Origin of the sequence: Huijunlia imazamoxiresistens (assembly GCF_037132455.1) — a bacterium.
GTDB lineage: Bacteria > Bacteroidota > Bacteroidia > Chitinophagales > Chitinophagaceae > Flavisolibacter > Flavisolibacter imazamoxiresistens.
In genome coordinates this window covers 296,906-311,135 of record NZ_JBBBEI010000005.1, presented here as the reverse complement: position 1 = coordinate 311,135, position 14,230 = coordinate 296,906, and the positions used below count along the sequence as shown (strand labels likewise).

The 14,230-nt window shown below is 58.3% G+C and carries 13 protein-coding genes; 9 read left to right on the top strand and 4 right to left on the bottom strand.

Annotated features, from left to right (window positions below):
* Window positions 1–90 precede the first annotated feature (90 nt).
* From V9K67_RS08720 to argH, 5 genes are all read left to right on the top strand, one after another.
* The gene (locus V9K67_RS08720; RefSeq protein ID WP_336721542.1) at window positions 91–1,275 is read left to right on the top strand and encodes an aspartate aminotransferase family protein; all 1,185 of its coding nucleotides are present in this window, start codon (window positions 91–93) and stop codon (window positions 1,273–1,275) included.
* A gap of 201 nt (window positions 1,276–1,476) precedes the next feature.
* Window positions 1,477–2,430 carry a Rossmann-fold NAD(P)-binding domain-containing protein gene (locus tag V9K67_RS08715; RefSeq protein WP_336721541.1) on the top strand — a complete coding sequence of 318 codons (954 nt, stop codon included), beginning with the start codon at window positions 1,477–1,479 and terminating at the stop codon, window positions 2,428–2,430.
* 13 nt (window positions 2,431–2,443) lie between these two features.
* A complete protein-coding gene (gene argB / locus V9K67_RS08710; protein WP_336721540.1) occupies window positions 2,444–3,238 on the top strand; it encodes an acetylglutamate kinase in 795 nt (264 codons plus the stop codon).
* A gap of 5 nt (window positions 3,239–3,243) precedes the next feature.
* Entirely contained in the window at window positions 3,244–4,389 is a 1,146-nt protein-coding gene (locus V9K67_RS08705; protein WP_336721538.1) for a M20 family metallo-hydrolase, read from the top strand.
* Window positions 4,386–5,687, top strand: a complete 1,302-nt coding sequence (gene argH / locus V9K67_RS08700) for an argininosuccinate lyase (protein WP_336721536.1) — start codon at window positions 4,386–4,388, stop codon at window positions 5,685–5,687. Before V9K67_RS08705 ends, argH begins: the two co-directional genes overlap by 4 nt.
* Window positions 5,688–5,885: 198 nt before the next feature.
* On the opposite strand, the gene V9K67_RS08695 is transcribed toward argH, so the two are convergent.
* A complete protein-coding gene (locus tag V9K67_RS08695) occupies window positions 5,886–8,615 on the bottom strand; it encodes a PAS domain-containing protein (RefSeq protein WP_336721534.1) in 2,730 nt (909 codons plus the stop codon).
* 3 nt (window positions 8,616–8,618) lie between these two features.
* Window positions 8,619–9,209: a biliverdin-producing heme oxygenase gene (locus tag V9K67_RS08690; protein ID WP_336721532.1), complete on the bottom strand. Its 591-nt coding sequence runs from the start codon at window positions 9,207–9,209 to the stop codon at window positions 8,619–8,621.
* A gap of 62 nt (window positions 9,210–9,271) precedes the next feature.
* On the opposite strand from V9K67_RS08690, the gene V9K67_RS08685 reads away from it, so the two are divergent.
* The 3 genes from V9K67_RS08685 to V9K67_RS08675 all read left to right on the top strand — a co-directional run bounded on the left by V9K67_RS08685 (window position 9,272) and on the right by V9K67_RS08675 (window position 11,926).
* Window positions 9,272–10,864 (top strand): acyl-CoA carboxylase subunit beta, encoded by a 1,593-nt coding sequence (locus V9K67_RS08685; protein ID WP_336721531.1) that lies wholly within the window; start codon window positions 9,272–9,274, stop codon window positions 10,862–10,864.
* Window positions 10,865–10,929: 65 nt separating this feature from the next.
* Window positions 10,930–11,409: a ribonuclease HI gene (gene rnhA, locus V9K67_RS08680; protein WP_336721530.1), complete on the top strand. Its 480-nt coding sequence runs from the start codon at window positions 10,930–10,932 to the stop codon at window positions 11,407–11,409.
* Window positions 11,410–11,470: 61 nt separating this feature from the next.
* Window positions 11,471–11,926 carry a hypothetical protein gene (locus V9K67_RS08675; RefSeq protein ID WP_336721529.1) on the top strand — a complete coding sequence of 152 codons (456 nt, stop codon included), beginning with the start codon at window positions 11,471–11,473 and terminating at the stop codon, window positions 11,924–11,926.
* Between the two features lie 91 nt (window positions 11,927–12,017).
* Here the strand turns inward: V9K67_RS08675 and manA are convergent, their stop codons facing one another.
* Window positions 12,018–13,241, bottom strand: coding sequence for a mannose-6-phosphate isomerase, class I (gene manA / locus V9K67_RS08670; RefSeq protein ID WP_336721526.1), 1,224 nt, complete (start codon window positions 13,239–13,241; stop codon window positions 12,018–12,020).
* Between the two features lie 32 nt (window positions 13,242–13,273).
* Here manA and V9K67_RS08665 point away from each other — a divergent pair, with 32 nt between their 5' ends.
* Window positions 13,274–13,627 carry a YraN family protein gene (locus tag V9K67_RS08665; RefSeq protein ID WP_336721523.1) on the top strand — a complete coding sequence of 118 codons (354 nt, stop codon included), beginning with the start codon at window positions 13,274–13,276 and terminating at the stop codon, window positions 13,625–13,627.
* A gap of 67 nt (window positions 13,628–13,694) precedes the next feature.
* Here V9K67_RS08665 and V9K67_RS08660 read toward each other — a convergent pair whose 3' ends face one another.
* Window positions 13,695–14,189 (bottom strand): YkgJ family cysteine cluster protein, encoded by a 495-nt coding sequence (locus V9K67_RS08660; protein WP_336721521.1) that lies wholly within the window; start codon window positions 14,187–14,189, stop codon window positions 13,695–13,697.
* Window positions 14,190–14,230: the final 41 nt, after the last annotated feature.

Here is a 14,230-nt window from a genome sequence, read left to right as displayed (position 1 = left end):
TCTTTAGAAACTGTATTTATTATCAACACGAAACTCCCCGGGTCTCCCGGGGAATTCCTAAACGCTCCTTTGGGGGGTGAAGGGGTTCTTATGAAACTTTTTGACGTTTACACACTCAACGACATCACCATTGTAAGGGCAAAAGACTCTTATGTATGGGATGAGGACGGCGCGAAATACCTGGACATGTACGGCGGCCATGCCGTCATCAGCATCGGCCACGGCCACCCGCACTGGGTGCAGCGCATTGAAGACCAACTCGGTAAAATCGCTTTTTACTCCAACTCCGTCAAGATCCCGGTGCAGCAGGAGCTGGCCGACAAGCTGGGCAAAGTGAGCGGAAAAGAAGACTACCAGCTGTTCCTGGTCAACAGCGGCGCCGAAGCCACCGAAAATGCCCTGAAGCTGGCCTCCTTCCACAACGGCCGCAAAAAGATCGTGGCCTTTAAGAAAAGCTTTCACGGAAGAACCTCCCTGGCCGTATCGGTGACCGACAACCCGGCCATCGTGGCCCCGGTGAACCAGACCGAGAACGTGGACTTCCTGCCTTTCAATGACGAAGCGGCCTTGAAAACCTACTTCCAGACCAAGGGTAACCAGGTGTGTGCCGTCATCGTTGAAGGCATCCAGGGCGTCGGCGGCATCAACGTGGCCACCGACTCCTTCCTGCAACTGATCCGCCGCCTCTGCGACCAGAACGGCGCCGTATTCGTTGCCGATGGCGTACAGGACGGCTTCGGCCGTACCGGCAAGTTCTTTGCCCACGACCATGCCGGCGTGAATGCCGACATCTACACCATGGCCAAAGGCATGGGTAACGGCTTCCCCGTTGGCGGCATCCTCATCGCCCCGCACATCCAGCCCAAGATCGGCATGCTGGGCACCACCTTCGGCGGCAACCAACTGGCCTGCGCCGCAGCGCTGGCTGTTTTGGAAGTGATCGAACAGGACGACCTGCTGGAAAAAGCCAAGCAGCGCGGCCAGTACCTGATGAACCGCCTGAAAGCCATCGACGGCATCGAGAACATTCGCGGCCGCGGCCTGATGATCGGTTTCGACGTGCCCGAAGACCTGAAGGACCTGCGCAAGAACCTGCTGTACAAGCACAACATCTTCACCGGCGAAGCCAAACCCAACGTCATCCGCCTGCTGCCGTCCCTGGCCATTACCCGCAAGCAGATCGACGAGTTCCTGGAAGAACTGAAAGACGAGATCAGCGAGCTCCGCGGCGTTCAGAACGTAGAAGTGGTGCAGGAAGGAGAGTCGGAATCCTAAATCGTCCCCGGGCAATTGCCTCATAAATTTCAATTCCATACCTCACCGGGGTATGGAATTTCTTTTTTAAGGGAATTCCTGGCCGGTAAATAACCCAATGAGAGTAAATTCGCACCGATTAATTTACGGTTACGGTTCACGGACCAACATCCGGTGACCATTAACCCCTGTACTTTCACTTAAAAAAATCGCCTACTAAAATTGAAACAGTTCATTTCTGTTCATGATGTAAGGGACCTCAATGCCCTGGTAGAAAAAGCATTGGCTTACAAGGCCGATCCGTTTAAAGACAAGTCGCTGGGCGCCGGCAAGCGCATTGGCTGCCTGTTCCTGAACCCCAGTATGCGTACCCGCCTCAGCACGCAGATCGCCGCCCAGAACCTGGGCATGGAAGCCATCGTTTTCAACGTGGGCCAGGAAGGCTGGGCCCTGGAATTCAACGACGAGGCCATCATGAACGGCACTACGGTGGAACACGTAAAAGAAGCGGCCCCCATCATGGGCAAGTACTTCGACATACTGGCCATCCGCACCTTCCCCTCGCTCAAAAGCAAGGAAGAGGACTATAGCGAACTGTACATCAACCAGTTCATCAAATACGCGGGCATCCCGGTGGTGAGCCTGGAAAGCGCCACCCTGCATCCCCTGCAAAGCTTTACCGACCTCATTACCATCAAAGAAACGTTTACGGAAGCCCGTAAGCCCAAGGTGGTGCTCACCTGGGCGCCGCACGTAAAGCCGCTGCCGCAATGCGTGGCCAACAGCTTTGCCCAGTGGATGACGGCCTGGGGCGGTGCCGACTTCGTGGTAACCCACCCCGAAGGCTATGCGCTGGACGAGCAGTTTACCAAAGGCGCCACCATCACCCACAACCAGGACGAAGCCCTGGCGGATGCCGACTACATTTATGTAAAAAACTGGAGCTCGTACGAAAACTATGGCCAGATCACCTGCCACGATACCTCCTGGATGCTGACGCCCGAAAAGCTCCTGCCCACCAACAACGCCAGGGTGATGCACTGCCTGCCGGTGCGCCGCAACCTTGAGCTGAGCGGCGAGGTGCTCGACGGCCCCAACAGCCTGGTAGTGCACGAAGCCGGTAACCGCGTATGGGCAGCCCAAGCCGTATTGAGCGAAATTATCAAGCATAAATAGATTTTCAGCAAGCATGAGTAGTCAACATAACCGCGTTGTTGTCATCAAGATCGGTGGCAACATCATCGACGACGACCAGAAGCTGTCCGAATTTTTAAAGGAGTTTGCTTCCGTGCCGGGAAAAAAGATCCTCGTGCACGGCGGCGGCAAGCTGGCCACCCGCCTGGCCGGCCAGCTCAATATTCCCCAGCAGATGGTGGAGGGGCGCCGCATCACCGATGCCGAAACCCTCAAAATCGTGACCATGGTGTATGCCGGTTACATCAATAAAAACATCGTGGCCCGGCTGCAGGCCGCCGGCACCAATGCCATCGGCATCTGCGGGGCCGACGGCAACGCCATCCGGGCCCACAAACGCCAAAACGCCAACCTCGACTACGGCTTCGTCGGCGACGTGGACGGCATCAATACCGCCCTGTTCCAAAACCTGCTCGACCAGGATATCAATGTGGTGGTGGCCCCCATCACCCACGACTCCCGGGGACAGCTGCTGAACACCAACGCCGACACCATCGCCCAGGAGATCGCCAAGGGCCTGAGCGCCGCCTTCGAGGTGCAGCTGGTCTATTCCTTTGAAAAGGCCGGCGTGCTGCTCGACGCCAATGACGATGCCACCGTGATCCAACAAATCCATCCCGCTTCCTACAGGGAACTGAAGGAATCGGGCGCCATCTTCGCCGGCATGATCCCCAAGCTCGATAATGCCTTTGCGGCCCTGAACAGCGGTGTGCGAAAGGTCATCATCGGCAAGGCGGAACAGCTGCAACAGCTGATCGCCGGCACCGAAGGCACCACTATAACCCTCTAACCGCTATGAGCAAAAAGGAAAATATTGAGCCCGGAAACCCTTCCGGCGATAAAGGCAAAAAGGACCGGGACGGCTGGGCCGACATGTTCATCGGCCTGCTGAAGCAACTGATTGCCATCCCCTCCTTCAGCAAGGAGGAAGAGGGCACCGCCGCTCTCATGGAAAGCTTTCTGCAATCCCTGGGCATCAAAACCGAACGGCAGGGCAACAACGTCTGGGCCCGCAACACGCATTACGACGCGGCCAAACCCACCCTCCTGCTCAACTCGCACCACGATACCGTGAAGCCGAACAAAGGCTACACCCTCGATCCCTTTACCCCCGTGGAAAAGGACGGCAAGCTGTTCGGCCTCGGCAGCAACGACGCCGGCGGCCCCCTGGTGGCCCTGGCAGCGGCTTTTTTGTATTTCCACGATAAAAAGGACCTGAAATACAACCTTATCTATGCCGCTACGGCGGAGGAAGAGATCTCGGGCCGCAACGGCATCGAAAGCATCCTGCCCCTGCTGGGACCAATCGACTGCGGCATTGTGGGCGAACCCACGCTGATGCAGATGGCCGTGGCCGAAAGGGGCCTGATGGTGCTCGACTGCACCGCCCACGGCAAAGCCGGCCATGCCGCCCGCTCGGAAGGCGAGAATTCCCTCTACAAAGCCATCCGCGACATCGACTGGATCTGCAAGTACCATTTCGAAAAAGTGTCGCCCCTGCTGGGCCCGTCGAAAATGAGCGTGACGGTCATCGAAACGGACAACAAGGCCCATAACGTGGTGCCGGCCCAGTGCAAGTTCGTGGTGGACGTACGGGTGAACGAGCTCTACACCTTTGAAGAGCTGTTGGAGATCATCCGCGCCAACATGCAAAGCGAGGTGCAGCCCCGCAGCACCCGCCTGCGGTCCACCTCCATCGCCCTCGACCACCCCCTGGTGCGGTCGGGCCTGGGGCTGGGACTGACCTATTACGGCTCCCCTACCACCTCGGACAAGGCACTGATGCCCTTCCAGACCCTGAAGCTGGGTCCCGGCGATTCGGCCCGCAGCCATACCGCCAATGAATTTATTTACATCGACGAATTAAAAAAGGGCATGGAAACGTACATCCAGCTGCTGCGGACGGTACTGTGTCCCCCCGCCCAAACTCACCAACCATGAAACTCTGGCAAAAAGAAAATACCTCCGTTTCGCAACTGATCGAAAAATTCACCGTGGGCAGGGACAAGGAATTTGACCTGCTGCTGGCCAAGCATGACGTGCAGGGCTCCATTGCCCACGTGAAAATGCTGGGCACAGTAGGCCTGATGACGCCGGAGGAATCGGCCACTGCCGTAACCGCCCTGGAAGCCATTTTGAAAGAAATCGAAGAAGGCAAGTTTTCTATTGCCGACAGCGTGGAGGACGTGCACTCGCAGGTCGAATTCATGCTGACCGAGCGCATCGGCGACATCGGCAAAAAGATCCACAGCGGCCGCAGCCGCAACGACCAGGTGGCGGTGGACATCAAGCTGTACCTGCGTGAAGAGATCGGCAAAGTAAAGGACGAGGTAAAAGAACTGTTCGACCTGCTGCTGGCGCAAAGCGAGCGCTTTAAGGACAAGCTGCTGCCCGGCTATACCCACCTGCAGATCGCCATGCCTTCATCCTTCGGCCTCTGGTTCGGCGCCTATGCCGAAAGCCTGGTGGACGACCTGGAAGTGCTGGCGGCCGCCTATGCCGTGGCCAACAAGAATCCTTTAGGCAGTGGCGCCGGCTACGGTTCCTCCTTCCCGCTGAACCGCACCCTCACCACCGAGCTCCTCCACTTTGCCGCCCCCAACTATAACTCGGTTTACGCCCAGATGACCCGGGGCAAGACCGAAAAGGTGACGGCCATGGCCCTGAGCAACATCGCCGCCTCTTTGGGACGCCTGGCCATGGATTGCTGCCTGTACATCAACCAGAATTTCGGCTTTATCTCCTTCCCCTCGGAGCTGACCACCGGCAGCAGCATCATGCCGCACAAAAAGAACCCGGACGTGTTCGAGCTGATCCGCGCCAAGTGCAACCGTATCCAGTCCACCCCCAACGAGCTGACCCTGCTGCTGGCCAACCTGCCCTCGGGCTACCACCGCGACCTGCAGCTGACCAAGGAGATCCTGTTCCCCGCCCTCGAGGAGCTGAAGGCCTGCGTGCAGCTCACCCGCCTGATGCTGTCGAACATCGAGATCAAGGACCATATTTTGGATGATGCAAAGTACAAGTACCTCTTCAGCGTGGAAGCCGTGAACGAGCTGGTGAACCAGGGCCTCCCCTTCCGCGAAGCCTACAAGGAAGTGGGCAACGTGATTGAAAAAGGCGAATTCCACTTCGACTATTCCAAGGGCCTGCACCACACCCACGAAGGCTCTATCGGCAACCTCCGCAACGACGGCATCCAATCGCTGATGGAAGGCGTACTGAAGAAATTTGGATAAACCCCTCCCCCGTCCCCACATAGGGAGGGGTGAAGCAGCGTAGCTTCGCGGGAGAACAGGGTACCACGGGTACAGCAGTTTTCCACATAGCCGTTATTATAAAATTGAAAGGCGAACAAGACCTGTTATAAGGGCTCTTGTTCGCCTTTTCTTTTAATTAAAATATACTCCCGCGAAGCTACGCTGCTTCACCCCTCCCTATGTGGGGAGGGGTCGGCCCGCCGAAGGCGGGACGGGGGAGAGGTTTTGCTTCAGCGGTAGCACCATAACGATCTGCGTGCCCTCTCCTTTTTTGCCAAAAGCGGTGACGAGACCGTGGTGGGTCTCCACGATCTTCTTCACTACCGCCAGGCCGATGCCGGTACCTTCTTCCTCGGTATGCAGGCGCTGGAACATGGTAAACATCTTATGCACATATTGCTGGTCGAAGCCGAGGCCGTTATCGGTGATGGAGATGCGGCTGTACCGGCCCTGCGGCACCGCAGCCGCCTGCAGGTCGGGCTCGTCCACAAAAGCGGCGGCAACATGAATCCTGGGTTCCCGGCCGGGATGGGTGAACTTCAGGGCGTTGGCAATGATGTTGTGAAATACCTGCCGCATCTGGCCAGGCACCGCTTCCAGGGTGGGCAACGGCTCCACGGTCACCTGGGCGCTTTTCTCCCGGATCTTCCATTCCTGGTCGGCCAGCACTTCCCCCACCAACTCATTAAGATCGGTGGACTCCAGGGAGGCGGCGCCGTACAGGCGCGAAAAGTTCAGCAGGTCGTTGAGCATCAGGCGCAGTCGCTTCGAGGCCCGCAGCACCCGTTCCATGTAGCCCTCCGCCTCCGGCGTGCAGTCCTGGAGAAACCGCTCCTTCACCAGCGCGCTGTAGGTATGGATCTTCCGGGCGGGCTCCTGCAGGTCGTGGGTGGCCACATGGGTCAGCTGCATCAGCTCGTGGTTGCGGGCTTCCAGCTCGATGTTCGACCGCTGCAGCTCCAGCGTCCGCTCCTGCACCTTTTGTTCCAGCAGGGACGACATCACCTTGCGGTCGTGGATATCGGTGCACGAGCCGTACCACTTGATGATCCGCCCTTCGGCATCGCGCAGGGGTATGGCCCGGGCCAGGAACCAGCGGTACGTTCCGTTGCGGTCTTTCAGCCGGTATTCCGTCTCGTAGGGATTGCCGGTAGCCAGGGCGTCCGTCCACACCTGCCGGGCTACGGGCACATCGTCGGGATACACCACCAGGTTCCAGCCGGTGCCCACTTCCATCTCCCGGGGCAGGCCGGTATACTCTTCCCAGCGCTGGTTGAAGAAATCCACCCGGCCGTCGGGCCAGGATGACCAGATGATCTCGGGAATAAAATCGGTAACGAAGGTGAACTCCTGGATCAGGCGCTGCAGCTCGCGGTTGCGCAGCTTCAGGGTGTATTCCACGATGGCGTTGCGGAAGTCTTCGGCCATGGCCACTTCTTCCGTCCTCCAGGGAGCGGCGGTATGCATGACCGTTTCCTTCCAGATCTGGAACGAATGGCGGGGATGGTAGGTGGCGGCGCCGGGCTCGATGCGCAGGGCATCGAAGGGGTTGCCGCCCCAGTTGACCTTTTGGATCACTTCGGGACGGAAGGCCAGGATATAATTGCCCTGTTCCACCTGTATGGGCAGGGCCAGCAGGCCGCTGCCCGCATCGGCAAAGGCCGCAGCCGCTTCATAGGCTTTTGGCAGGGAGGGCAGGTGCAGGGTGCGGGCAACATTTTTCTGGCGCAGCCAGCTCACCAGGTGGCGGATCTCGTCCGTTTCGGGCGTCAGGCCCACCGTTTCGATGGTGCCGTTCCAGCAGATGGCCACGCCCTCGGCGCTCAGCAACCGCTGCAGGTCTTCCTGGTGGTGCAGCAGGGCGCGGGTGAGGTTGTCGTAGAGGTATACCCCTTCCACCAGCCGGCCGAAGTGCTGCTGCAACTGCAGCTTTACCGCCGCCGATTCCTGGTGGATCAGCGAGCTGATACGGGCCGAAACGATGTTGGACAGCAGCTCGAAAAAGGAGCATTCTTCAAACGACAGGAATTTGGCCGTGCGGTGGTGGCAGGCGATCAGTCCCCACAGTTGCTCGTTGTGCACGATACGGGCCGAAAGCGAGGCCTGCACCTTCATGTTGCCCAGGTATTCGAGGTGCACGGGCGCCACGCTGCGCAGGCTGCAGTCCGTCAGGTCGGTGAGGGTGCCGGTAAGCTGGTTGAGGTGGGGAAAAAGCGCTACCGGCTCATACGTGCGGTCGGGAATGATGCGGAAGGGATTTTTCAGGTACAGGTCACGGGCCGGCTTCGGGATGTCGGAGGCCGGGAACTTCAGTCCCAGGTAACTTTCCATGCCTTCTTCCATTACTTCGGCCAGCACGGTGCCGTTCCATTCCTCGTCGAAGGAATAGATCATCACCTTGTCGATGCCCGAAAGGCGCTTGATCGCCGGGGCGGCCGCCAGGCATACCTCCTGCGGGGTGCGGGCCGACTCCACGGCTGCCATGACGTCCTTGACCTGCTGGAACACCTGGATAAAGGAGTTTTGCGGTCCTTCCAGCCGGTCGGTAAACTGCACCTCCACCAGCAGCGCCTCGTGCTTCTCGTGTACCAGGGCCATGTAGGTCACGGGCCCGCCGGGCGTTGTGAAGTCCAGGGACAGGGGCGCTTTGCGGCGGAACAGGCCGCCTGCTGCCCGCTGGAGCAGTGCGCTAAAGCTGTCTGCTGTCAGGAACCGCTGCAGGGGCTGCCGTACCACCTCGCGGGCCGTAAGGCCCAGCAGGCTGGTGACGTTTTCGCTCGCCTGGATCAGGGTGTAGCCTTTCGGGTTCACCACCAGCAGTACGCCGTGCGGCTGGATCAGGTTCGTTTGGTGCAGGGGTTGTTTGCCACAGAAGAGGGCGTCGTAATTGGGACGGTCGCTGGCCATTCGCTATTTATTTAAGATCCAGTGCTTCAGGTGGAGGAAGGTGTCGTTGGCGGCCCGGACCACCGGTTCCGCTTCGGCTTCGGTACGCACGGCGGCGTCGAGGTGCCGGCGAAAAGCCTTCCAGTAAGCCGCGGTGGCGCTGCCGTAACCACGGAAAAAGGTGAGCGCTGCATCGGGAAGTTGTATATGGGGGTTTGACTGGAGCATTTTGGCGATGATGGTGCCGCCCAGGGTGGAACCTTCGAGCACGTAGAGCGCCCCGAGAGCCTGCAGGGGATTTTCCAGCAGGGGCAGAGCGGGGGCCTGCGGCAGGTTTTGGGGCAGCAGGTCCAGCTGCTCCAGGTCGTGCAGGAGCCACCCGCTTTTGCGCCGGCTGTCGATATCCGGCAGCAGGTCCGCTCCTACCAGCGCCCCGATCCGCTGCTCCAGGGGGTGGTAGTAGCCGTAAAAGATCCGCAAAACGGCGGCATAATCCGCTGTTTTGCGGATGCCTTTCAGCAGCGGCAGCAGGGCGGCCTCGGTTTCCTGGTGGTTTTCACGGGTAGCAGTTTTCAACAATTCGGTACAGACCACACTCATTTCAGTTTTCAACATGCATTAAAAATATATCTTTCTTAGTAAATTGGCCCTTCCTGATTTATAAAACCATTCCAAATATGAAACGATTGCTGCAGGAACGACAGGCACGGTTAGAGAAGATCTATGAAGGCGGCGGCAAAAAAGCCGTGGAGAAGCAAAAGGAAAAAAACAAGCTGACGGCCCGCGAACGGATCGACTACCTTTTGGACAAGGATTCGCCCTTTATCGAGATCGGGGCGTTTGCAGGCTACGAGATGTACGCCGAGCACGGCGGCTGCCCGGCAGGGGGCACGGTGGCAGGGATCGGCTACGTCAGCGGGCGGCAATGCGTCATCGCCGCCAACGACCAGACGGTGAAAGCCGGCGCCTGGTTTCCCATCACCGGCAAAAAGAACCTGCGGATGCAGGAGATCGCCCTGCAAAACCACCTGCCCATCATCTACCTCGTCGACAGCGCCGGGGTATACCTGCCCCTGCAGGACGAGATCTTCCCCGACCGGGAACATTTCGGAAGGGTTTTTTATAACAACGCCCAAATGAGCGCCGCCGGTATCGTGCAGATCGCCGCCGTCCTGGGCTCCTGCGTGGCCGGCGGGGCCTACCTCCCCATCATGAGCGACGAGACGCTGATGGTGGAAGGGGCCTCTATTTTCCTGGCCGGCCCCTACCTGGTCAAGGCCGCCATCGGCGAGGAGGTGGATGCCGAAACCCTGGGCGGCGCCCTCACCCATACCGCCATTTCCGGGATCGCCGACTACCGCTTCACCACCGAACAGGAATGCCTGGACGAAATCAAAAAACTGGTCGGCAAGCTGGGGCACCCCGCCACCGCCGGCTTCGACCGGGCCGCTCCCCTCCCACCCAAACAGGAAGTGGAGGAGTTGCGCGACCTCGTGCCTACCGACGGCTCCAAACCCTACGACATGCTGCAGGTAATCGAGCGGCTGGTGGACGATTCGGACTTCGACCAGTTCAAGGAAGATTTTGGAAAAACCATCCTGTGCGGCTATGCCCGCATCGACGGGTGGGCGGTGGGCATCGTGGCCAACCAGCGCAAGGTAGTGCGTTCGCAAAAGGGTGAAATGCAGATGGGCGGCGTCATCTACAACGACAGCGCCGACAAGGCCGCCCGCTTTATCCTCAACTGCAACCAGAAGCGCATCCCCCTGGTATTTCTGCAGGACGTTACCGGCTTTATGGTGGGCAGCCGCAGCGAACAGGCCGGCATCATCAAGGACGGCGCCAAGATGGTGAATGCCGTGGCCAACTCGGTGGTGCCCAAGATCACCATCGTCATCGGCAACTCGTACGGGGCGGGCAACTACGCCATGTGCGGCAAGGCCTATAATCCGCGGCTGATCTTTGCCTGGCCCACGGCCAAGATCGCGGTAATGGGCGGCGACCAGGCGGCAAAAACCTTGTTGCAGATTCAGGTGGCGGGCATGAAGGCCAAGGGCCAGGTGCTGTCGGCCGAGGAGGAAAGCCGCCTGCTGAACGAGATCAAAAGCCGCTACGACCACCAAACCTCGCCCTACTATGCCGCCGCCCGGTTATGGGTCGACGATATCATCGACCCCGCCGATACGCGGAAAGTAATTTCCGAAGCCCTCCACGCCGCCAACCACAACCCTAATGTGGCAGACTTTAAAACGGGTGTCTTTCAAGTATAGACGAAGTGCTTCCTACATCCTTCCGGCCCGGGCATTTTCGTTACCTTTGGCGCCTTTAGAAGTTTATGAGCCAGGAAGTTATTATTTATACCGACGGATCTTCGCGAGGGAATCCCGGCAGGGGCGGTTACGGCGCCATTTTGATGAGCGGTACCAAGCGCAAGGAATTGGCGCAGGGTTACCGCCGCACCACCAACAACCGCATGGAACTGATGGGGGTCATTGCCGCCCTGGAAGCGCTGAAAAAGCCCGGGCTGAACGTGACGGTCTATTCCGACAGCCAGTACATTGTAAAAGCCCTGAACGAGGGGTGGCTGAACAAATGGATGGCGACCAACTTCGCCGGCGGCAAAAAGAACAAGGACCTGTGGGTGCGCTTTTACAACCTCTTCAAGCAGCACCACGTGAAATTCATCTGGGTGAAGGGCCATGCCGAAAACCCCTACAACAACCGCTGCGACCAGCTGGCCACCGCCGCCGCCGATGGCGGCAACCTGCTGGAGGACGAGGGCTTTGAAATCGATCCGGGCCACCTGAATCTTTAATTGCCCCCGTCCGCAGTATATCGTTACCGTTTCTTACCCTGCTTTTCCATCGTATTCAACCATGACCAAAAACTGTTTATTCCTGTTCACCCTGCTTTTCCTGGCGTTTACGTCCGGGAAAGTACATGCCCGCCCCTGCGCCCGTTTCTACAATGACTCCATCTCGTTATTCGTCGAACAGGTGGAGGAGTTTCCTGCTTTTGCAACCGGCAACTTCTCTGCGCGCCCGAAGAGAGGGTATAAATTCATCGGCGTTTACCTGCAGCTGACCAACAAAACCGGGGAAAGCCAGGAAGTGGACCTGAAATCTATTTTCTTAGCCGATACGGCCTACAGGGTAAAGTACGCACCAGAGTATGTTATGCAAACAGGCCTGATCACCTTTTTGCAAAAAAGCCGCAAACAGATCAAAAGCGGGGACTCGTTGCACCGGAGGCTGGTCTATTGCATCCCTGAAGACCTCTATCCCACCTACCTGTTCTACAACGACACCCGGGTAGCCGTTAAAATTAAATAGGCATCCTGTTCTTTCGATTCACCCGCAAAGAAAAAGGTCATGGAGCAACCCGCTCCATGACCTTTTTCTTTGCCGTTATGGGCCCTTTTCTTTATCCTGCTTTTCCTGCCGGCACGGTAGCCCGGAATACTTCCGCCGCGTTATCCACCCGCAGTGTATAAGAAGTACCCGCCACGATAAAAGCGGCCTGCCCTTCGGCCAGCTGCAGGAGCTCCGTATGGGCCTGCAGCTCGGCGCTTCCGTTCAGCACCAGGATTACTTCGGCACTCTGCGCTTTCAGCGGCAGGCTTTCGCCGGACAGCCGGTACTGCAGCAGCTCGAACTCGGCAGCCGGGGTAGTGAACACCGTTTCTTTGGCCACGCCTTCCGCCCCGCCCAGTATTTGGGGTACCGTTTCGGCGAACCGCACATGCTGCAGCAGTTCGGAAACATCGATGTGTTTATCGGTCAGGCCTGCCCGCAGCACATTATCCGAATTGGCCATGATCTCCACGTTTTGTCCTTCGAGGTAGGCATGGGGCATTTGCGCCGGCTGGTAGATGGCTTCGCCCTTCTTCAGGTGCAGCAGGTTGAAAAAGTAGATGGAAAAGATGCCGCGGTCGTAATGGCCCGGACGGCAGAAGGTTTCCACGGCGCGGGCCGCCCAGAAGTCCTCCTGGGTTTGCAGCAGCTCACCGTTGCGGTAGAGCGGCACAATACGGCTGGCAATCGGGTCCAGGATCTCGTTCACCCGCTGCTGGTCCAGCTGCAGGGCGGTTTCGTACAGGGCCTTGTAGCCGCCCCGGTCGAACTCCTCCAGCAGGAAAGAAAACTCGGGGATGGTTTCCAGGGTTTCCCGCAGGGGGCCGGCGGGCTTGAAGCCGTGCAGCAGCCAGAAATCGCCCAGGGCCACCATCAGCTCGGGCTTGTGGTTATCGTCCTTATAATTGCGGTGGGGGGCGTTTTCGGGTATGCCGGCCTTATTTTCTTTTGCAAAGCCTTCCTCGGCCTCGGCCTTGCCGGGATGCACCTGGATGGAAAGCATCTGGCGAATGTCGAGCACCTTCAGCAGGAAGGGCAGGGCGCCGAACTGCCGGTACACCGGCTCGCCCAGCACCTCTTCGGGATATTGTTTGATAAACTGGTTCAGGGCCACCTCGCTTCCGCCCACGGGAATAAAGCCGGGGAAGTTAGGGTGAGCGCCCAGCCAGTATTCCGCCCAGGGCTTGCGTTCTGGGTTCTCCTGCCGCAGCAGGTGGGCAAGGTAGTTATACCCGCCCCAGCTGTAATGCTGTACTTTTCCTTGCAGGGGATAAAGATGTTGCAGTATGGCCATTAGTGCTTAATTTGTAGAGAGCAAATATAACCATGGCCGCACACAATGAATTTGGAAAAAGGGGCGAGCAGATGGCCGAAGCCTGGCTGTTGCAAAAGGGATACGCCATCCTGCACCGCAACTGGCGCCACGGACACTACGAGATCGACCTGATCGCCCGCAAAGGGGAAAAGCTCCACTTCGTGGAAGTGAAGGCCCGCTCCTCCCAACAATTCGGCTTCCCCGAGGAAAAGGTCAACCGGAAAAAATTCCAGTGCCTCCTGCGGGCCGCCGACGCCTTCCTCTACCGGCACCCGCAGTTCCGCCACGTCCAATACGACATCCTCGCCATTACGACCCGGGGGGAGGAGGCGGAGTTTTTTTTGATTGAGGATGTCTATTTATGAAGTTCCAAAGTTCCTGAGTTCCTGAGTTGGCGTACCTCCGGAACAGTTGAACTCCTAACCCAGGAACTCAGAAACTTTGGAACTCAGGAACTTTGGAACTCTTCACCGCTTCCATAATTTTCTCCACCATCTTAAACGTTGCGGGGCAGTATTCCACGTTTTGCCGGTGCACGTGCAGGTAGTCCACCATTTTTTTCTTGGTGAGGTGGGGGAAGTTGGCACAGTCGGCGGGGCGGACCAGGTAGATGCTGCACAGGTTGGTCTTGAGGTCCAGGAACTGGCAGGGGCGGCTGGTATTCATCCAGTCGCCGGACTTTTTATCCTGGTACAGCCATTTTTCCTTAAAGGCTTTGGGGGTCATGCCCAGGTGGGCGGCGATGCGCCGGATATCGGTAAAGGTGTAGGTCGGCGTCATCTCGCGGCAGCAGTTGGAGCAGACGAGGCAGTTGGTCTCGGCCCAGACGTCCTTGTCGACGGCTTCCGCCAGTGCATCCAGGTTCTTCGGCGGGTCCTTTTCCACCTTGGTCAGGAACCGCCGCAGCCGGGAGCGGTGCAGCAACATGTTTTTCTTGAATTTTCTTCGGAAGTACGACATAAAAATCC